Below are 18,962 nucleotides of genomic sequence, written 5' to 3'. Positions count from 1 at the left end.
CGCGGACGCGAAGATCAGGTAGTGGCCGTAGCCCCAGCTCATCGTCGTGAACAGGGTCGGCCGGCGGACCAGCCGCGCGTGGCCCGGCTGGTCGAAGTACAGCCACCACATGGCGAACACCAGCACCAGGCCGGCCGCGGCGAGCGAGATGAGCCCGCCGACGTGCTCCGCCTCGGCGGCGCCCTCCTTGATCGCGGTGGTCGCGCCGAGGATCACCTCGCCGAGCACGATCAGCGTGAACAGGCCGTACCGCTCGGCGATGTGGTGCGGGTGCCACGTGGTGCTGAAGCGGCGCTCCGCCCACAGCGGGACGGCGAGCTCGAGCACGACGAGCACGAAGAACGCGACGACGGCCGGCGTCCCCGACAGCCACAGCCGGGCGATCCACAGCACCTGGACGGCGGTGATCCCGACGGCGTAGCGCAGGGCGGCGGGCCGGCAGGGCGGGTCCGACCGCGCGGCGCGCAGCCACTGCGTCACCATCGACAGCCGCATCAGCACGTAGCCGGCGACCATCAGCCGGAAGTCGCCCTCGAAGGCGGTCTCCACCCCGGCCGCGACGGTCAGGCCACCGGCGATCTGCACCAGCGTCGCCAGGCGGTACGGAACGTCGTCGGTGTCGAAGGCCGAGGCGAACCAGCTGAAGTTCAGCCAGCCCCACCAGATCGCGAAGAAGACCAGGGCGAAGGAGAACACGCCGTGGCCGATGTGGCCCTCGGCGAAGGCGTGGTGCAACTGCGCGGCCGCCTGGCCGACGGCGACCACGAAACACAGGTCGAACAGCAGTTCCAGCGGCGTCGCGACGCGGTGGCGCTCACTTCGGTCGCGCGCCAGCATCGGCCGGTGCCACAGGCGGATCCGGCTTCCGGGCCGCGGCGGCTGCTCGGTCATGGACCCTCCCGGGCTCGTGCCTGTCGGATCCGGTCATCCCAACATGATCACGAGCAGCGGGAAAGCGCGACACGGGCGAAAAGGACGGGCGGGCCCGGTTCCCCCTCACCCGGGCCCGCCCGCCGCCGTCACGCGCGCTGCGGCCGGCCGATGGGCAGCCCTTCCGCGAGTGCCGGACGGTCCCCCGCGGACGCCGACACTCACTGGACGGAAGGTGACCGAGTGTGTCCACTCCCTCGAACTCCGGACGCTTCGGTCGCTCGGACCGGTCACCCCATCCCCGGGTGGCCGATCGATTGCCACTGTCGGTAGCCGAAGCCGCGCAGTGAAGGCTCCATAAGATCTACCTGGTCGCTCTGCGTAGCACCAGTGCCTTTCCGTGCTCGTCACTCGTTTGGAGCATCGCGAATCTGCGGAAAGTAGTGTCCTAGCCCCGGTGGACGTCCGCGGCGGACGTCTCGGCCTCGCCGGCCGCCCGATCGTCCCCGGAAAGCTGCGCACGGTGTCTCCGCGCCCGCAGTTCGGCCACGGCGAGCCCCAGCGCGCCGCACGTCAGGACGGCCGCGCAGCAGAGGGCGACGGTGAGCGCCACCTGGTAGTCCCCCGCCGCGACGACGACCGCGCCGAAGACCGACGCCAGCACGGCCGTGCCGATCGCCGTGCCGATCCGCTGCCCGGTCTGCAGCGCGCCGCCGGCGACGCCGGCCAGCCGGACCGGGACGCACTCCAGCGTCAACGTCGTGTTCGGCGAGATCACCATGCCGCCGCCGACGCCGGCCAGCACCAGCGGCAACGCGAACGCCCAGCCCGCGGCCGCGGGCGGCACCAGCTGGGCCAGCAGCGCGACGATCAGCAGGCCGAGGGCGACCAGCGCCAGCCCGGTGACGGTGAGCCGGCGGCCGAAGCGCGGCACCAGCCGGCCGGCGACGGCCGCGGCCACCGCCGAGCCGAGCGCGAACGGCGTCACCGACAGCCCGGACTGCAGGGGTGTGTAGCCGAGGCCCTGCTGGAAGAACATCGCGAAGACCAGCCAGATCCCGGCGAACCCGCAGAAGTAGAGCGCACCCACCGCGGCGCCGCTGGCGTACCCCGGGGTGCCGGTGAACAGCCGGGTGTCCAGCAGCGGCGACCGGCCGCGCCGGACCAGCGAGTGCTCCCAGCGCACGAAGCCGGCGCCGAAGACCAGCGCGATGACGAACATCCACCACAGCCGCGCCGGACCGCCGTCGTCGGACTCCACCACCGGGAGCAGCACGCCGAGGACCGCGACGGCGAGCAGCAGGATCCCGACGAAGTCGATCTCCGACCGCAGCCTGAGCCCGCTCTTCTCGCTGCGGGGCAGCAGCCGCAGGGCCAGGGCGAACGCGAGGACGCCGATCGGGACGTTGACGTAGAACACCCAGCGCCAGCCGTCCGGATCGCCGAAGACGGCGAGGATCACGCCACCGAGGATCGGGCCGACCGCCGTCGAGATGCCGACGACGGCGCCGAACACGCCGAACGCGCGGCCGCGCTCGGGCCCGCGGAAGAGGTCCTGGATCAGGCCGGTGTTCTGCGGCGTGAGCATGCCCGCCGCCATGCCCTGGGCGAGCCGCGCGAGCACCAGCGTCGTCTCGTTCGGCGCCGCGCCGGCCAGTGCGCTGGTGGCGACGAACGCCGCGAGCGCGCCAAGGAACATCTTCCGGCGGCCGAACGCGTCGCCGAGGCGGCCGCCGGTGACCAGGACCAGGCCGAACGCCAGCGCGTACCCCGAGACGACCCAGCGGATCCCGCCGGCGCTCGCGCCCAGGTCACGCTGGATCGACGGCAGCGCGACGTTGACGATGCTGACGTCGAGCAGGCCCATGAACCCGGCCGTCAGCGAGACGGCCAGCGCCTTCCAGCGCTTCGGGTCGGGTTCGTAGTCGTCCATCGAGGGGCTGACCTCACCGGTGCTCACGGGGCGGGGATACCCACTCAGCAAACACGAAGGGCCGGATCCGCGCGCGGTGTGCGCGGATCCGGCCCGTTCGAAGCCGTGCTCAGGTCGACGCGGTGATCCCGCGGATGCCCTTCAGCTCGCCGATCAGCATCGAGCTGACCTTCACCGGGTAGTCGTGGAGCGCGAACACCGTCTGGTTCCGCCCGACCAGCTTGAGGTGGACCATCGTCTCGCCCTTGTGCGCGAGCAGCGTGGAGCGCAGCTCGCTCACCACCGACTGGTCGATCTTCTCCGCCGCGGCCAGCAGGACCAGCGGCGGCTCGTCGTCACCGTTGCCGGTGCCGACCTCGGACAGGTCCAGCGTCGCCAGGCCGCCGCCGAAGATCGACATCTTGTCTTCGCGCCAGTTGATCCGGCCCTTCACCAGCACCGCGTTGTCCTCGATCAGCTCGGAGGAGAACAAGGCGTACGACTTGGGGAAGAACAGCACCTCGAGCGAGGCGTCCATGTCCTCGACCGTGCAGATCGCCCAGGGCTCGCCCTTCTTGTTGACCCGCCGTTCGAGCGACGTGATCAGCCCGGAGATGACGAGCTCGCCCTCCCGGGGCGGGTCGGCCAGGATCCCGGCGATCGGCTTCGGGGCGTGCTTGCGCAGGATCCGCTCGGCGCCGTCGAGCGGGTGGGCCGAGACGTACAGGCCGAGCATCTCGCGCTCGTAGGCGAGCAGCTGCTTGCGCGGGTACTCCTCCTCGCCGAACTTCAGGTGCGCGAGCGGCGACGAGGACGGCGCGGCCTCTTCGCCGTCTTCCCCGCCGAAGCCGAACAGGTCGAACTGGCCCATCGCCTCCTGGCGCTTGAGCGGGACGACGGCCTCGACCGCGTCTTCGTGGACCTGGATCATCGACAGCCGCGTGTGGCCGAGCGAATCGAACCCGCCCGCCTTGATCAGCGACTCGATGACCCGCTTGTTGCAGACCACGAGCTCGGACTTGTCGAGGAAGTCGGTGAAGGTGGAGTACTTCCCCTTCTCCGCGCGGGTCTTGATGACCGACTCGACGACGTTCGCGCCGACGTTGCGGACCGCGCCGAGGCCGAAGCGGATGTCCTCGCCGACGGCCGCGAACCGCAGGGCCGACTCGTTGACGTCCGGTGGCAGCACCTTGATGCCGAGGCGGCGGCACTCGGACAGGTAGACCGCCGACTTGTCCTTGTTGTCGCCGACCGACGTCAGCAGGGCGGCCATGTACTCGGCCCGGAAGTTCGCCTTGAGGTAGGCGGTCCAGTACGAGATCAGGCCGTACGCGGCCGCGTGGCTCTTGTTGAACGCGTAGCCGGCGAACGGGAGGATCGTGTCCCAGAGCGCCTTGACGGCCTCGGCGGAGAACCCGCCGTCGAGCAGCGGGCTGGCCTTCATGCCGGCCTCGAAGCCGTCGTACTCGAGGTCGAGGACTTCCTTCTTCTTCTTGCCCATCGCGCGGCGGAGCACGTCCGCGCGCCCCATCGTGTACCCGGCCACCTTCTGGCCGATGTGCATGATCTGCTCTTGGTACACGATCAGGCCGTAGGTGTCGGCCAGGATCTCCCGCAGCGGCTCGTCGAGCTCCGGGTGGATCGGCTTGACCTTCTGCCGGTTGTTCTTGCGGTCGGCGTAGTCGTTGTGCGCGTTCATGCCCATCGGGCCGGGGCGGTAGAGCGCGCCGACCGCGACGATGTCGTCGAACACCGTGGGCTCCATGCGGCGCAGCAGGTCGCGCATGGGCCCGCCGTCCAGCTGGAACACGCCGAGCGTGTCGCCGCGGGCGAGCAGCTTGTAGGTTTCCTTGTCCTCGACGCCCAGGGTGTCGAGGTCGATGTCGATCCCGCGGTTGGTCTTGATGTTGTCGATCGCGTCACCGATGACCGTCAGGTTCCGCAGGCCCAGGAAGTCCATCTTCAGCAGGCCGATGGCCTCGCACGACGGGTAGTCCCAGCCGGTGATGATCGAGCCGTCGTCACGCTGCCAGAGCGGGATCGCGTCGGTCAGCGGGTCGCACGACATGATGACCGCGCAGGCGTGCACGCCCGCGTTGCGGATCAGGCCTTCGAGACCACGGGCGGTGTCGAAGATCGTCTTGCACTCTTCGTCCGTCTCGACCAGGGCGCGGACCTCGGCGGCCTCGCCGAAGCGCTCGTGCTTGTTGTCGACGATGCCCGAGAGCGGGATGTCCTTCGCCATGATCGGCGGCGGCAGCGCCTTGGAGATCTTGTCCGCGATCGCGTAACCGGGCTGGCCGAAGTGGACCCGCGCCGAGTCCTTGATCGCGGCCTTGGTCTTGATGGTGCCGAAGGTGATGACCTGGGCGACCTTGTCGACGCCGTACTTGTCGGTGGCGTACCGGATCATCTCGCCGCGCCGGCGGTCGTCGAAGTCGATGTCGATGTCGGGCATCGAGACGCGCTCGGGGTTCAGGAACCGCTCGAACAGCAGCTTCTGCGGGATCGGGTCCAGGTTGGTGATACCGAGCACGTACGCGACCAGCGAGCCGGCGGCCGAACCACGGCCGGGGCCGACGCGGATGCCGACGCGGCGGGCGTAGCTGATGAGGTCGGCGACGATCAGGAAGTAGGCCGGGAAGCCCTTCCCGATGATGACGTCGAGCTCCTTCTCGATCCGCTCGTCGTAACCCTCGGGCGGACCGGCCGGGAACCGCCAGGCCAGGCCCTTCGCGACCTCTTCGCGCAGCCAGCCGCCCTGGTCGTAGCCCTCGGGCACCTCGAAGAACGGCAGCCGGTCCTTGTGCGAGTAGACGTCTTCGTAGGACTCGACGCGCTCGGCGATCAGCAGCGTGTTGTCCGACGCGCCGGGGACTTCCTTGTCCCAGTACTCGCGCATCTCGGCGGCGGCCTTGAGGTAGTAGCCGTCACCGTCGAACTTGAACCGGGTCGGGTCGTTGAGCGTCTTGCCGGCCTGGACGCACAGCAGCGCCGAGTGCGTGTCGGCCTGGTCCTTGGTGACGTAGTGCGAGTCGTTCGTCGCGATCGGCTTGAGGTCGAGCAGCCGGCCGACCTCGAGCAGGCCCTCGCGGACCGACCGCTCGATCGGCAGGCCGTGGTCCATCAGCTCGAGGAAGAAGTTGCCGGCGCCGAAGATGTCCTTGTAGTCGGACGCGGCCTGGATCGCCGCTTCCTTCTGGCCCAGCCGCAGCCGGGTCTGCACCTCGCCCGACGGGCAGCCGGTGGTCGCGATGATCCCCGAGTGGTTCTCCGAGATCAGCTCGCGGTCCATCCGGGGCTTGCGGTAGTAGCCCTGCATGCTGGCCAGCGAGGACAGCTTGAACAGGTTCCGCAGGCCGGTCGCGTTCTGCGCGAGCATCGTCATGTGGGTGTACGCGCCGGCGCCCGAGACGTCGCCGCCCTCGCCCAGCTCGTCGGACCCGCGCTGGTTCTGCTGCCCCCAGAAGACGGGCTTCTTGTGGAAACGGCTCTCCGGCGCGACGTAGGCCTCGATGCCGATGATCGGCTTGATGCCGTGCTTCTTGGACTGTTGGTAGAACTCGTCGCCGCCGTACATATTGCCGTGGTCGGTCATGCCGACCGCGGGCATGCCGAGGCGCGCCGCCTCCGCGAAGAGGGGAGCGATCTTCGCCGCACCGTCGAGCATCGAGTACTCGGTGTGGACGTGCAAGTGGACGAAGGAATCGTTCGACACCAGCGAAAACCTCCCCTAGGTGAATGGGACCGGCGCGCCCGGATCCCTCACCCTAACCCGTGGCACCGACAGTCCTCGCACGCGCTCTTCGCGCTCGATTCTGCTCCTCGCCGGGACGGTTCCGGCGGTGCGACGCGCCACCGCTTCGAGCGGTGATGATCACTGCGCCGGACCGTGACCGGGTGGTCGCCGGGCGGGGTCAGCCGGCGGGGGTGACGAGGCTCCTCGTGGCCTTCGGCGTCACGGCCGGGGCCGCCACGTTCGGGTGAAATGCCGGGAGCGCGGCCTGCGGCGGGGCGTCCGCGGCCGCCGTGCCCCACGTCGGGTTCGGCGTCGTGGACAGGTCGTAGGTGATCGTGCCGCCGTTCGCGACGAACGACTCCGCCACCCACGGCTTGGACGACGGCGAGCCGTTCACGCGCACGCCCTGGACGTAGTACGTGTCCGCCGAGGCACGCGGGGCTTCGACCGTGATCGTCGCGCCGTTGCCGCGGTGGACGACCGCGCGCGGGAACAGCGGCGACGCGAGCACGAGGTCGGCGCGGCTCGGGACCTGCGGGAACATGCCGAGCGTGGCGAAGACGTACCAGGCCGACATGGTGCCGAGGTCGTCGTTGCCCGGCAGGCCGCCGGTGCCCGGGCCGTAGACCGTGTTCACGATCTGGCGGACCGTCTGCTGCGTCTGCCACGGCCGGCCGAGGTAGTCGTAGAGCCAGGGCGCGTTGATGTCCGGCTCGTTGCCCGGGTTGTAGCGGACGTCGTCGACGCCCGACAGTGCCCAGTTGCCGGCCGCGTCGTGGAAGAAGCCGTCGAGGCGCTTCACCGTCGCGGGCGCGCCGCCCAGGCCGCCGACCACGCCGGCGACGTCGTGCGAGGCCATCCACGTGTACTGCGCGCTGCTGCCCTCGACGAAGCCCGTGTCCGTCGACGGCTGGAACGGCGTCACCCACGAGCCGTCGGCCTTGCGCGCCTGGACGTACGGGCCTTCCGGGCTCGCCTGCGGGTTGACCAGGTTGCGCCAGTAGCCGGAGCGCGTGAGGAACGCGGCCGGGTCACTGCCGATGCGGGACGCCCAGTCCGACAGCGCGAAGTCGGCGACGGAGTCTTCGAGCGTCTCGGCGGCCGAGCCCCAGCAGTGGCAGGCGTCGTCCGGCGCGTAGTGGAGCTTCAGGTAGTCGGCCAGGCCGGGCCGCTGGCCGACGCACTGGATCGGGCAGCCGGCGTCGCGGGTGTCGTTCGCGGTCGGCACGGTGGCCGCGCGGGCCAGCGAGCCGAAGGCGCCCTGGACGTCGAAGCCGCGGGCGCCGAAGGCGTACATCCCGGCCAGCGCGGGCGCCGACGGGTCGCCGGACATCACGTGCGTGCCACCGTTGTTGTGCAGCCACCGGTCCCACTCTCCGCCGTTCTGCCCGGCGAAGTTGTAGAGCGACTGCGCGTAGTCGCTCGCCCGGCCCGGGTCGAGGAACGCGAGCAGCTGGACCTGCCCGCGGTAGACGTCCCAGCCGGAGAACGTGCCGTACTGCGCGTGCTGGCCCTTCGCGAGCCGGTGGACCTTCCGGTCGCTGCCGAGGTACTCCCCCGTGACGTCGCTGGCGAGGCTCGGCTGCTGCAGCGCGTGGTAGAGCGCGGTGTAGAACGTCGTGAGCTGCGCGTGCGTGCCGCCGCCGAGCTCGATCTTCGTCAGCTGGTCCTGCCAGGCCTTCCGGGCCGACGCGCGGACGCCGTCGAACGACCGGCCGGCGGGGATCTCGGCGTCGGCGTTGCGCTGGGCGTTGGCGGCGCTGACGTAGGAGATGCCGATCCGCGCGGTGACCGGCCCCTTGCTCGCGTCGAAGCCGACGTAGCCGCCGGAGCCCTTGCCGGCGCGTGCGGCGTCGGTGTAGCCCTCGCCGCCGGTCGCGCTGCTCGTGCCGGGTCGCAGGGTGCCGTCGACCCAGGTGCCCTGGCCGGTGATCGGCTGGTCGAAGGTGACGCTGAAGTGCAGCGTGTAGTAGGAGCGCTGGTTCTCCTCGCCGCCGGTGGTGCGGCCGCAGAAACCGCCCGAGTCGACCGAGCCGGTCACCCGCCGGTGCGCCGCGTCGATGCTGATCGAGGCGTTCGAGCTGCCCGGCAGCGAGTTCGACACCCGGAAGAGCAGGTTCGCGGGCTTGTCCGCGGGGAAGGTGAACCGGCCGAGCCCGGCCCGGTCGGTGGTGGTGAGGTCCACGCCGACGCCGTTGGCCAGGCCGACGCCGTAGTGGCCCGGCTCGGCGGTCTCGTCGGCGTGCGAGAAGTCGCTGGCGAAGACCTGGTCGGTGCGGTCGGCCGACGGCGAGGACAGGACGGCGCCGGGGAACGGCATGATCGGCACGTCGCCGGACGCGCCCGGCGTGCAGCCGGTGCCGTTGAGGTGGGTGAGGCTGAAGCCGCGCACCCGGGTGACGTCGTACTGGTAACCGCCGGCGGCGCCGGTCCCGTTCTGCAGGCCCTTCGTCGTGGTCGGGCTCCAGGCGATCATCCCGAACGGCGTCGTCGCGCCGGGGTAGGTGTTGCCCGCGTTGGTGCTGCCGATCAGCGGGTCGACGTAGGACGCCGGGTCGGCGACCAGCTCGACGCCGGCCGCGGCGGGCGTCGCGAACGCCGTCGCCGCGAGGGCCACCGCGCCGAGCAGGGTCAGGATCTTCCGCGCGGCCATGGCCCGCCCTTCGCCGGTGAACCCGAAGCGACAACGTTGTCGGAATTGACGCTGCGCAACGCTACGGTCACCCGTTTGCACCCGTCAACGACCCGGTGAACTTCTGTCCGGTTGTCAGGGTGGCCGGTGAAGTGAGCCACAAGCGCGTGGTCCCGCGTTGACACCGCCGCGGCCGGGACCGAGCATCCGATCCATGAACCTGTCCGACAGCCGGACAGCCGGTCCCCGGCGGGTGAGCGCCATGGAGGCCGTGCTGGCCCACCTGCGCCGCCGGATCGAACGCGGCGAGTACGCCGTCGGCGACAAGCTGCCGTCCGAGGCCGCGCTGGGCAAGGAGTTCGAGGTCAGCCGCTCGGTGGTCCGGGAGGCGCTGCGCGGGCTGCAGGCGCTCGGGCTCACCGAGTCGAAGTCCGGCAAGGGCACCTTCGTCACCGCGACCGGGCCTGCCGAGCACCCGGTGTTCGGGCCGTACTCGGCCCGCGACCTGATCGAGGTGCGCCGGCACGTCGAGATCCCCGTCGCCGGGTACGCGGCGCTGCGGCGCTCCGCCGACGACCTCGACCTGCTCGGTCACCTCGTCGAGCGGATGGCCGCCGAGACCGACAACACCGCGTGGGTCGCGCTGGACTCGCTCTTCCACATCACCATCGCCCAGGCGTCGGGCAACCCCGTGTTCGGGAAGGTGATCGAGGAGATCCGGGACGCGCTGGCCCGCCAGTCCGCCTTCCTCAACCAGCTCGGCGACCGCCGGCACCGCTCGAACGTCGAGCACTGGGCGATCGTCACGGCGATCGCCGACGGCTCGGAAGCCGCCGCGGTCGAGGCCATGACGGCCCACCTGCGGCACGTCGAAGCCACCTTGACCAGCATCGTGAACGGGGACGAGTAGCACCTTGACCGAACAGACCCTGGCCCCCGAGGTCACCCCGGAAACCACCGCCGACGCGGGCGACGCCGGTTACCGCAAGGCCCTGAAACCGCGGCACGTCACCATGATCGCGATCGGCGGCGCCATCGGCACCGGCCTGTTCCTCGGCGCGGGCGGCCGGCTCGCCCAGGCCGGACCGGCGCTGGCGATCGTCTACGCCGTCTGCGGGCTCTTCGCGTTCTTCGTGGTCCGCGCGCTCGGCGAGCTCATCCTGTACCGGCCTTCGAGCGGCGCGTTCGTCTCCTACGCGCGGGAGTTCATGGGCGAGAAGGGCGCGTACGTCGCCGGCTGGATGCACTTCCTGAACTGGTCGACCACCGGCATCGCCGACATCACGGCCATCGCGCTCTACGCGCACTTCTGGTCGTTCTTCACGCCGATCCCGCAGTGGGTGCTCGCGCTGATCGCGCTCGCCGTCGTGCTGACGCTGAACTTGGTCTCGGTGAAGCTGTTCGGCGAGATGGAGTTCTGGTTCGCCATCGTCAAGGTCGCCGCGCTGGTGTTGTTCATGGTGATCGGGATCGTGCTGCTGGCGACGCGGACGCCGATCGACGGCGTCGCGGGCGGGCCGCAGCTGATCACCGGCCACGGCGGGATCTTCCCGGCCGGGCTGCTGCCGATGGTCATGATCGTGCAGGGTGTGGTGTTCGCCTACGCGTCCATCGAGCTGGTCGGCGTCGCCGCGGGCGAGACCGAGCACCCGGAGAAGATCATGCCGAAGGCGATCAACTCCATCATGTGGCGCATCGCCGTGTTCTACGTCGGCTCGGTCGTGCTGCTGGCGATGCTGCTGCCGTGGAGCTCCTACACGAAGGAGCAGAGCCCGTTCGTCACCGTGCTGTCGCACCTGGGCGTGCCGGCCGCGGACAGCGTGATGAACCTCGTCGTGCTCACCGCGGCGCTGTCGAGCCTGAACTCGGGGCTGTACTCGACCGGGCGGATCCTGCGGTCGATGGCCGCGGCCGGGTCCGCGCCGAAGTTCACCGGCGTGCTGAACCGCAACCAGGTGCCCTACGGCGGGATCCTGCTGACGGCGTCGGTCTGCGTGCTCGGCGTCGGCCTGAACTACCTGGTGCCGAAGGAGGCCTTCGACATCGTGCTGAACTTCGCCGCGATCGGCATCCTCGCGACCTGGGCCATCATCGTGCTCTGCCACCTCCTGTTCGTCCGCAAGACCGAGCGGGACGGCCTGGAGCGGCCGTCGTTCCGGCTGCCGTTCTCGCCGTACACCGAGATCGTGACGCTGGTGTTCCTCGCCGCCGTCGTGGTGCTGATGGGCTTCGACGAGACCGGCCGGATCACGCTCATGGCGTTGCCGGTGATCGCGCTCGCGCTGGTCGCCGGCTGGTTCGCCGTGCGGAAGCGGATCGACATGAAGGCGTTCGACAAGGCGGGCCTGTGAACCACGAACTCCTGGTCGAGCTGGTGCGCGACGGCATGGTCGAGGGCGGGCACCACGGCTCGGTGATCGTGCTCGCCCCGGACGGCACCACCCTGTTCGACGCCGGCGCGCCGGACGCCCCGATGTACCCGCGGTCGACGGCGAAACCGGTGCAGGCCACGGCGATGGCGCGGCTCGGGCTGCGCCTGCCGCCCGCCGGGTTCGCCATCGCGGCCGCCAGTCACTCCGGCGAGCGGATGCACCTCGACGCCGCGTCCGCGGTGCTCGGCGGGCGCTCCCCCGGCGAGCTGGGCAACCCGGCCGACCTCCCGTACGACCCGGTCGAACGCGACACCTGGGTCGCGGCCGGGCGGGCGCCGAGCAAGCTCGCGCACAACTGCTCCGGCAAGCACGCGGCGATGCTCGCGACCTGCGCGCTCAACGGCTGGGCGGCCGAGGGCTACCTCGGCCCGGCCCACCCGCTGCAGCGCGCGATCGCCGCCACCTTCGAGGACCTGACCGGCCGCGCGATCGACCGGGTCGCGGTCGACGGCTGCGGCGCGCCGCTGTTCGCGACCACGCTGCGCGGGCTCGCCACGGCCGTGTCGAAGATCGCCACCGCCGCGCCGGGAACGCCGGAGCACCTGGTCGCCGACGGGATCCGCCGGCACCCCGAGCTGGTCGGCGGCAGCCGCCGCGACGTCACCGCCGTGCTGCGCGCGGTGCCCGGGCTCATCGCGAAGGACGGCTTCGAAGCCGTCCAGGTCGCGGCCCTGCCCGACGGCACGGCGATCGCGATCAAGATCGCCGACGGCGGCGACCGGGCCCGGCGGCCCGTGCTGGCCGCGGCGCTGGCGCTGTGCGGGGTGCGCGTGCCGCCTGGGCCGGACAACCTGCGCGTCACCGGGGCACTCGCCGTGGGGAGTCGCTGAGCCACGTCGCTCCGGTTGCCAGGCGCACGACCTCGGGTACCGTCGGATCCGGAAGGTGTTACTCCGCTTCGGAAGGCGTGTGCCCGTGCTGGACCGACTTGTCGACAGAGCTCTCGGACTCCCCCGCGCCGAAGGACCGAAACCGGTCATCACGCGCGACCTGCCGGTGCCGATGCCCGACGGCGTCACGCTGCTCGCGGACAGGTACGCCCCGGCGGGTGACACGCCCGCGCCGGTGGTGCTGATCCGCACGCCGTACGGGCGCGCCGGCCTCCTGTCGAAGCTGTTCGGGAACACGTTCTCGCGGCACGGGCTGCAGACGGTCATCCAGAGCACCCGCGGCTCGTTCGGCTCCGGCGGCGAGTTCCGGCCGTTCCACCTCGAGCGGGAGGACGGCGTCGCCACCGCCGAATGGCTGCGCGCGCAGCCGTGGTGCGACGGCAACCTCGCGATGGCGGGCGCCAGCTACCTCGGGCACACACAGTGGGCGCTCGGGCCCTACCTCGACCCGCCGCTGGCCGCGATGTGCCTCGGCATCACGGCGTCGGAGTTCGTCTCGACGTTCTACCCGGGCGGCGTGCTCGCGGCGGACAACATGGTGTCGTGGTCGGCGATGATCGGCCGCCAGGAAGAGCGCTTCGGCGCGTTCCCGAACCCGCTGCAGGCGCGCAAGACGCGCCGCGCGATGGCGCACCTGCCGCTCAGCGGCGCCGACGTCGCCGCGATCGGGAAGCCGGTGCGGTTCCTGCAGGACATCACCGAGCACTTCGTGCCGGACGACACCTACTGGGCGATGTCCGACCACAGCGCCGACGTCGAGAAGCTCGACGTCCCGGTGTCGATGGTCACCGGCTGGTACGACCTGTTCATCCGCGGGCAGCTGCAGGACTTCCGGCGGCTCGCCGAGGCCGGGAAGGCGCCGCGGATCACGATCGGCCCGTGGTCCCACGGCGAGCCGGCCAGCATGCGCCCGATGATCCAGGACCAGCTCGGGTTCCTGCGCGCCCACCTGCTCGGCGACCGCACGTTCCTGCAGCGCGCGCCGGTCCGGATCTTCCTGCAGGGCGCGGACACCTGGCTGGACTTCGAGGCGTGGCCGCCGCCGTCGACCGCGACGGCGTCACACCTGCGCCCGATCGGCGGCCTCGGCGAGGTGGGCGGCGGCGAAGCGCGGCCGACGACGTTCACCTACGACCCGGCGGACCCGACCCCGGCGGTCGGCGGGCCGCTGCTGACGGGCGTGACGAAGCAGCGTGACAACCAGGAGGTCGAGGCCCGGCCGGACGTGCTGGTCTTCACCGGCGAGCCGCTGGCGTCGGACCTGGACGTCATCGGCGAGGTGGCCGCGACCGTGCACGTGCGCACCGAGCTCGGGCACGCCGACGTCTACGTCCGGCTCTGCGACGTCGACGCGGGCGGTGTCTCCCGCAACGTCACCGACGGGATCCTCCGGCTGCGGCCGGGCTTCCCCGAGGCGGACACCGACGGCGTGGTGACGGCGGAGGTCACGCTCGACCCGACGGCCTACCGCTTCCGCCGCGGCCACCGCCTGCGCGTCCAGGTGGCGGGCGGCGCGTTCCCGCGGTTCGCCCGCAACCACGGCACGGACGAGCCGGTCACCGCGGCGGTGGACGGCAAGCCGAACCGCTTCGAGATCTTCCACGACGCGGCCCGGCCGTCCCGGATCACGCTGCCGATCTTCACTCCCTAGGACGCCACTTTCCCCGGGAAAGTGGCGTCTCAAGGGCCTGAGGCGTCACTTTCCCTAGGAAAGATGCGTCGTTTGGGAGGGAAGTCTCAGTATGTGGGCGTGCGGTGGTGCGTGGTCACCCGGCCGTCGTCGTGCAGTGCGTGCAGCAGCAGCGACGGCGGCCGGTCGTGCTCCAGCGGGCCGCCCTCGTCCCAGCCGCGGTCGCCGCCCGGCTCGACCGGCAGCAGCGACGTCGACACGACGCCGGGCGCGATCCGCAGCGGCACGCCGGCGAACGTCGTCGACGCGCCCGTGTGGACGTGGCCGGCCAGCAGCGCCACCACGCGCGGGTGCCGGGCCAGTACCGCGGCCAGCCGCTCCTCCCCCGTCTGGCGGATGCCGTCCACCAGCGGGAGGCCGACCTCGACCGGCGGGTGGTGGAAGGCGACGAACGCCGGGCCGTCGCCGCCGGACAGCACGCCGTCGAGCCAGGTGAGCGTCTCGTCGGCGAGGTAACCCGCGCCGCGGCCGGGGATCGTCGAGTCGCACATCGCGAACAGCACGCCGTCGACCTCCCGGGCGAGATCGATGGGCGCGTCGGACGCGGGCAGGTCGAGCAGGCCGGTCCGGAAAGCCGCGCGGACGTCGTGGTTGCCCGGACAGACCAGCACCGGTGCCGGGTGCTTCAGCAGTTCGGCGGCGCGTGCGTACTCCGCGGCCGCGCCGTGGTCGGCGATGTCGCCGGTGACGACGACGGCGCCGACCGCCAGCCCGTCCAGGTACGCCATCACGGCGGCGACGCGTTCTTCCGCGCGCGGCCCGTCGTCGAGGTGCAGGTCGCTCAGGTGCGCGATGATCATCTTTGGTCCTTCCCCAGGTAGGCCAAGGCTTTCACCCAGTTGCGGACGAGCACCGCGGACGCCGTCGGCAGGTCGCCGTCCCGCAGTGCCGCGGCGATCCGGCGGTGCTCGCCGATGCTCTCCCCGGCGCGGGCCGCCCCGCCGAAGTAGCACGATTCGTACCGCTTGAGCAGCGGCTTGGTCTGCTCGATCAACCGCAGCAGGTGCGGGTTCGGGCAGCGGGACAGCAGCAGCGCGTGCCACCGTTCGTCCACTTCGGACAGATCCTCGCCGCGCTCCAGCGCCGCGGCCATCCCGTCGGCGACGACGTCGAGCGCGTCGGGCAGCCCGGCGAGCTCCAGCGGCGACGTCCAGCGCAGGGCGAGGGCCTCCAGCTCGGCGACCAGCGGGTAGAGCCGGCGGGCCTCGTCCGGGTCGAACGGCGGCACGAGGAAGCCGCGCCCCGGCTCGGAAACGAGCAGGCCGCGGCCGGCGAGCCCGATCAGCGCCTCCCGCAGCGGCGTCCGGCTGACGCCCAGCTCACGGGCCAGGTGCACCTCGTTGACGCGGGCGCCGGCGGCGAGCCGCCCGTCGAGCACGCGGGTGGTGATCTCCTCGATGAGATCGCTGCGCAAAGGGGTGCGGGCCATCCGGGCAGTATTGCATGCAATCGGGTCGTACTGTATTCAGTTTGCATGACCTTTGACGGCTTCGATGTCGACCGCGCCCGCCGTGAGACCCCCGGCTGCGCGGAAGTGGTCCACTTCAACAACGCCGGATCCGCCCTGCCCCCGGCCGTCGTGACGGACACGGTGGTCGGCTACCTGCGCCACGAAGCGCTGATGGGCGGGTACGAAGCGGCCGCCGAAGCCAAGGACAGGCTGGCGGCGGTGTACACGTCGGCGGCGAGGCTGGTCGGCGGCGAACCCGACGACATCGCCATCACCGACAACGCGACGCGGTCCTGGCAGGCCGTCTTCTACGCGCTGCCGTTCGCCGCGGGCGACCGGATCCTCACCTCCACCGCCGAGTACGCCAGCAACGCGATCGCGTACCTGCAGATCGCCCGGCGCACCGGCGCGGTCGTCGAGGTGGTCGGCGACGACGAGTCCGGCCAGCTCGACGTCGAGGACCTGAAGCGCCGGATCGACGGCAGCGTCAAGCTGATCGCCGTCAGCCACGTGCCCACCCAGGGCGGGCTGGTCAACCCGGCCGAGGAGATCGGCGAGGTCGCCGAAGCCGCCGGGATCCCGTTCCTGCTCGACGCGTGCCAGTCCGCGGGCCAGCTCGACCTCGACGTCTCGCGCCTGAAGTGCGACGCGCTGTCGGTGACCGGCCGCAAGTACCTGCGCGGGCCGCGCGGCACCGGTTTCCTGTACGTCCACCCGCGGCTGCGGGAGGGGCTGGAGCCGGCGATGCTCGACCTGCACTCGGCGGTCTGGACGGCGCCCACGGAGTACGTCGTCGACCCGACCGCCAAGCGCTTCGAGGTGTGGGAACGCGACTTCGCCGCGGTCTTCGGCCTCGGCGCGGCGATCGACTACGCGCTCGAGTGGGGCCTGCCGGCCATCGAAGCCCGCGTCGCTGCCCTGGCCGGGACGCTGCGCGGCCGGCTCGCCGACGTCGGCGCCCAGGTGCGCGACGTCGGCGTGAAGAAGTGCGGCATCGTCACGTTCAGCGTCGAGGGCACACCCGCCGCGGACATCAAGGCACGGCTGGCGGAGGCGGGGATCAACACGTCGGTGTCGTCGCGCACGTCCGCGCAGTTCGACTTCACCGCGCGCGAGCTGCCGGACCTCGTCCGGGCGTCGGTGCACTACTACAACACCGAGGACGAGATCGAGCTGCTCGTGAAGGCGGTCGAGAAGCTCTAGAAGGCGTTGACACCGGTCAGTTCGGCCGACACCGTCCACAGGCGCTCGGCGAGCGCCGGGTCGATCGCGTAGTCGCGCACGCCGACGCGCGTGCCGTCGGCCGGGGTGGGCTCGGCGACCTCGCAGTCTTCGAGGCAGACGCCGCCGAGGCCGTCGAGCTGCGGGGACGTCGCCGCCCAGACCTGGGTGGCGGCGCCCTGCTCGGGCGTCTTGGCCCCGATTCCGGTGACCTGCCCAGTGTCGTCGACCATGCCCGCGTCGATCAGCTCCTGACGGCTCAGGTGGCGCACCAGGTCGGTCAGGATCCGGCCCGGGTGCAGGGCGAACGCGCGCACGCCGTGGCCCTGCGCGAGCTTGTCGAGCTGGACCGCGAACAGGACGTTCGCCGTCTTCGCCTGGCCGTAGGCGAGCCACTTGTCGTACCCCTGCTCGAAGTTCAGGTCGTCGAAGCGGACCGGGCCGAAGTGGTGGCCGCGCGAGGACACCGAGACGATACGGGCGCCCGGGTTGAACGCGGGCCAGAGCCGGTTCACCAGGGCGAAGTGGCCGAGGTGGTTGGTCGCGAACTGCGCCTCCCAGCCCGGGCCGACGCGGGTCTCCGGCGCCGCCATGATCCCGGCGCTGCCGATGAAGACGTCGATGCCGCGCCCGGACGCGACGAATCGCTCGGCGAACGCGCGGACGCTGTCGAGGTCACCGAGGTCCAGCTCGACGATCTCGACGTTCTTCAAGTCCCGCAACGCTTCCTCCGCCGTCACGCGGCGGCGGGCCGGGACGACGACGTGCGCGCCCGCCTGCGTCAGCGCGCGCGTCGTCTCGAGCCCGATGCCGGAGTAGCCGCCGGTGACGATCGCGAGCTTGCCGGTCAGGTCGATGCCGGCCAGGACGCCGGACGCCGTGCTGGTGGCGTCGAAGCCCGAGCCGATCTTGTGCTGTGCAGTGGTCATACCCCGACGTTAAGAGCTGGAGTGCACTCCAGCGCAAGTCAGCCCTTGAGCAGCTGCCGCGCGATCACGAGCTTCTGGATCTCGCTGGTGCCCTCGTAGATCCGGAACAGCCGCGCGTCGCGGTAGATCCGCTCGACCGTGACGCCCCGGACGTACCCCATCCCGCCGTGCACCTGCACCGCGCGGTCGGCGACCCGGCCGAGCATCTCGGTGCAGAACAGCTTCGCCGACGACGGCCCGAGCTTGCGGTCCTCGCCCGAGTCGTACTGCGCGGCGGCGTCGTGCACCATCGCGCGGCCGGCCGCGAGCTCGGCGTACGACTCCGCCAGCAGCGCCTGCACCAGCTGGAACTCCCCGATCGGGTGACCGCCCTGGCGGGCCGTGCGCGCGTACTCGACGGCTTCGGCCAGCGCGCGTTCCGCCATGCCGACGCAGAGCGCCGCGATGTGCAGCCGGCCGCGGGCGAGCGAGGCCATCGCGATGCCGAAGCCCTTGCCCGCCTCGCCGACGAGCGCGTCCGCCGGCACCTCGACGTCGTCGAAGACCACCTCCGACGTCCACGCGCCGGCCTGGCCCATCTTGGCGTCGTGCGGGCCGACGGTGACGCCGGGCGCGCCCGCGGGCACCAGCAGCGCGGAGATGCCGCGGCTGCCCGCGCTGTCCGGTTCGGTGCGCGCGAACACGACGAAGACCTCGGCGAGCGGCGCGTTGGTGATGAACCGCTTGGTGCCCGAGAGCCGGTAGCGGTCGCCGTCGCGGACCGCGCGGCTGGTGAGCCTGCTGGGGTCGGAGCCGGCTTCGGCCTCGGTGAGCGCGAACGACGCGATCGCCTGGCCGGCGGCGAGCCGGGGCAGCCAGCGGGTGCGCTGATCCGGCGTCCCGTAGTGCACGATCGCCTGGCCCGCGATGCCGTTGTTGGTGCCGAACAGGGACCGGAACGCGGGCGTCGTCCAGCCGAGCTCGACGGCCAGCCGGACGTCTTCGGCCATGCCGAGGCCGAGGCCGCCGTACTCCTCGGGCAGCGCCCAGCCGAACAGGCCCAGTTCGGCCGCTTTCTCCCGGATCTCGACGGGGATTTCGTCGGTTTCGTCGATTTCCGCCTCGCGCGGGACGACCTCCTTGCGCACGAACTCCCGCACCGCGCCGAGCACCTGCCCGAAAACGTCCACGTCCATGCGTCGCACCGTACCCGGTAGC

13 protein-coding genes (1 of these 13 cut by a window edge) are annotated in these 18,962 nt (G+C 71.4%); 5 read left to right on the top strand and 8 right to left on the bottom strand.

The window, feature by feature from the left end; genetic code table 11:
• From MUY22_RS23730 to MUY22_RS23715, 4 genes are all read right to left on the bottom strand, one after another.
• Positions 1-891: the 5' portion of a low temperature requirement protein A gene (locus MUY22_RS23730; RefSeq protein WP_247062633.1), read on the bottom strand. The gene continues 303 nt to the left of window position 1, outside the view; only the first 891 of its 1,194 coding nucleotides appear in the window; its start codon is at positions 889-891; its stop codon lies beyond the left edge, outside the window.
• A 427-nt stretch (positions 892-1,318) separates the two neighbouring features.
• Entirely contained in the window at positions 1,319-2,803 is a 1,485-nt protein-coding gene (locus MUY22_RS23725; protein ID WP_247064080.1) for an MFS transporter, read from the bottom strand.
• Positions 2,804-2,912: 109 nt separating this feature from the next.
• Complete coding sequence (gene dnaE / locus MUY22_RS23720) at positions 2,913-6,500, bottom strand: DNA polymerase III subunit alpha (RefSeq protein WP_247062632.1); 3,588 nt, start codon at positions 6,498-6,500, stop codon at positions 2,913-2,915.
• A 199-nt stretch (positions 6,501-6,699) separates the two neighbouring features.
• On the bottom strand, positions 6,700-9,174 hold the full coding sequence (locus MUY22_RS23715; protein ID WP_247062630.1) for a GH92 family glycosyl hydrolase: 2,475 nt from the start codon (positions 9,172-9,174) through the stop codon (positions 6,700-6,702).
• Between the two features lie 241 nt (positions 9,175-9,415).
• Between MUY22_RS23715 and MUY22_RS23710 the strand changes: the two genes are divergently transcribed.
• The 4 genes from MUY22_RS23710 (at position 9,416) to MUY22_RS23695 (ending at position 14,126) form a co-directional block, all read left to right on the top strand.
• Entirely contained in the window at positions 9,416-10,063 is a 648-nt protein-coding gene (locus tag MUY22_RS23710; protein ID WP_247064078.1) for a FadR/GntR family transcriptional regulator, read from the top strand.
• A gap of 4 nt (positions 10,064-10,067) precedes the next feature.
• Entirely contained in the window at positions 10,068-11,504 is a 1,437-nt protein-coding gene (locus MUY22_RS23705; protein ID WP_247062628.1) for an amino acid permease, read from the top strand.
• A complete protein-coding gene (locus MUY22_RS23700) occupies positions 11,501-12,415 on the top strand; it encodes an asparaginase (RefSeq protein ID WP_247062626.1) in 915 nt (304 codons plus the stop codon). The genes MUY22_RS23705 and MUY22_RS23700 overlap by 4 nt, the downstream gene beginning before the upstream one ends.
• Before the next feature lie 85 nt (positions 12,416-12,500).
• Positions 12,501-14,126 carry a CocE/NonD family hydrolase gene (locus tag MUY22_RS23695; protein ID WP_247062624.1) on the top strand — a complete coding sequence of 542 codons (1,626 nt, stop codon included), beginning with the start codon at positions 12,501-12,503 and terminating at the stop codon, positions 14,124-14,126.
• Between the two features lie 86 nt (positions 14,127-14,212).
• On the opposite strand, the gene MUY22_RS23690 is transcribed toward MUY22_RS23695, so the two are convergent.
• A complete protein-coding gene (locus MUY22_RS23690) occupies positions 14,213-14,965 on the bottom strand; it encodes a metallophosphoesterase (RefSeq protein ID WP_247062618.1) in 753 nt (250 codons plus the stop codon).
• Positions 14,962-15,594, bottom strand: coding sequence for a GntR family transcriptional regulator (locus tag MUY22_RS23685; protein ID WP_247062611.1), 633 nt, complete (start codon positions 15,592-15,594; stop codon positions 14,962-14,964). Before MUY22_RS23685 ends, MUY22_RS23690 begins: the two co-directional genes overlap by 4 nt.
• Before the next feature lie 45 nt (positions 15,595-15,639).
• On the opposite strand from MUY22_RS23685, the gene MUY22_RS23680 reads away from it, so the two are divergent.
• On the top strand, positions 15,640-16,818 hold the full coding sequence (locus MUY22_RS23680) for an aminotransferase class V-fold PLP-dependent enzyme (RefSeq protein WP_247062609.1): 1,179 nt from the start codon (positions 15,640-15,642) through the stop codon (positions 16,816-16,818).
• Here the strand turns inward: MUY22_RS23680 and MUY22_RS23675 are convergent.
• Entirely contained in the window at positions 16,815-17,765 is a 951-nt protein-coding gene (locus MUY22_RS23675; RefSeq protein WP_247062608.1) for an SDR family NAD(P)-dependent oxidoreductase, read from the bottom strand. The two genes, MUY22_RS23680 and MUY22_RS23675, sit on opposite strands and share 4 nt — an antisense overlap.
• A gap of 38 nt (positions 17,766-17,803) precedes the next feature.
• The gene (locus MUY22_RS23670) at positions 17,804-18,940 is read right to left on the bottom strand and encodes an acyl-CoA dehydrogenase family protein (RefSeq protein WP_247062607.1); all 1,137 of its coding nucleotides are present in this window, start codon (positions 18,938-18,940) and stop codon (positions 17,804-17,806) included.
• Positions 18,941-18,962 lie beyond the last annotated feature (22 nt).

It is taken from the genome of Amycolatopsis sp. WQ 127309 (assembly GCF_023023025.1).
Lineage (GTDB): Bacteria > Actinomycetota > Actinomycetes > Mycobacteriales > Pseudonocardiaceae > Amycolatopsis.
Note: the sequence above shows the minus strand (reverse complement) of the source record. Positions and strands in the feature narration are given on the sequence as shown.

Excerpts from the sequence above, each read along its gene's own strand:
- MUY22_RS23715 (WP_247062630.1), bottom strand. The coding sequence starts at position 9,174 with ATGGCCGCGCGGAAGATCCTGACCCTGCTCGGCGCGGTGGCCCTCGCG.
- MUY22_RS23680 (WP_247062609.1), top strand. The coding sequence starts at position 15,640 with ATGACCTTTGACGGCTTCGATGTCGACCGCGCCCGCCGTGAGACCCCC.
- MUY22_RS23710 (WP_247064078.1), top strand. The coding sequence starts at position 9,416 with ATGGAGGCCGTGCTGGCCCACCTGCGCCGCCGGATCGAACGCGGCGAG.
- MUY22_RS23685 (WP_247062611.1), bottom strand. The coding sequence starts at position 15,594 with ATGGCCCGCACCCCTTTGCGCAGCGATCTCATCGAGGAGATCACCACC.
- MUY22_RS23675 (WP_247062608.1), bottom strand. The coding sequence starts at position 17,765 with ATGACCACTGCACAGCACAAGATCGGCTCGGGCTTCGACGCCACCAGC.
- MUY22_RS23725 (WP_247064080.1), bottom strand. The coding sequence starts at position 2,803 with ATGGACGACTACGAACCCGACCCGAAGCGCTGGAAGGCGCTGGCCGTC.
- MUY22_RS23670 (WP_247062607.1), bottom strand. The coding sequence starts at position 18,940 with ATGGACGTGGACGTTTTCGGGCAGGTGCTCGGCGCGGTGCGGGAGTTC.
- MUY22_RS23690 (WP_247062618.1), bottom strand. The coding sequence starts at position 14,965 with ATGATCATCGCGCACCTGAGCGACCTGCACCTCGACGACGGGCCGCGC.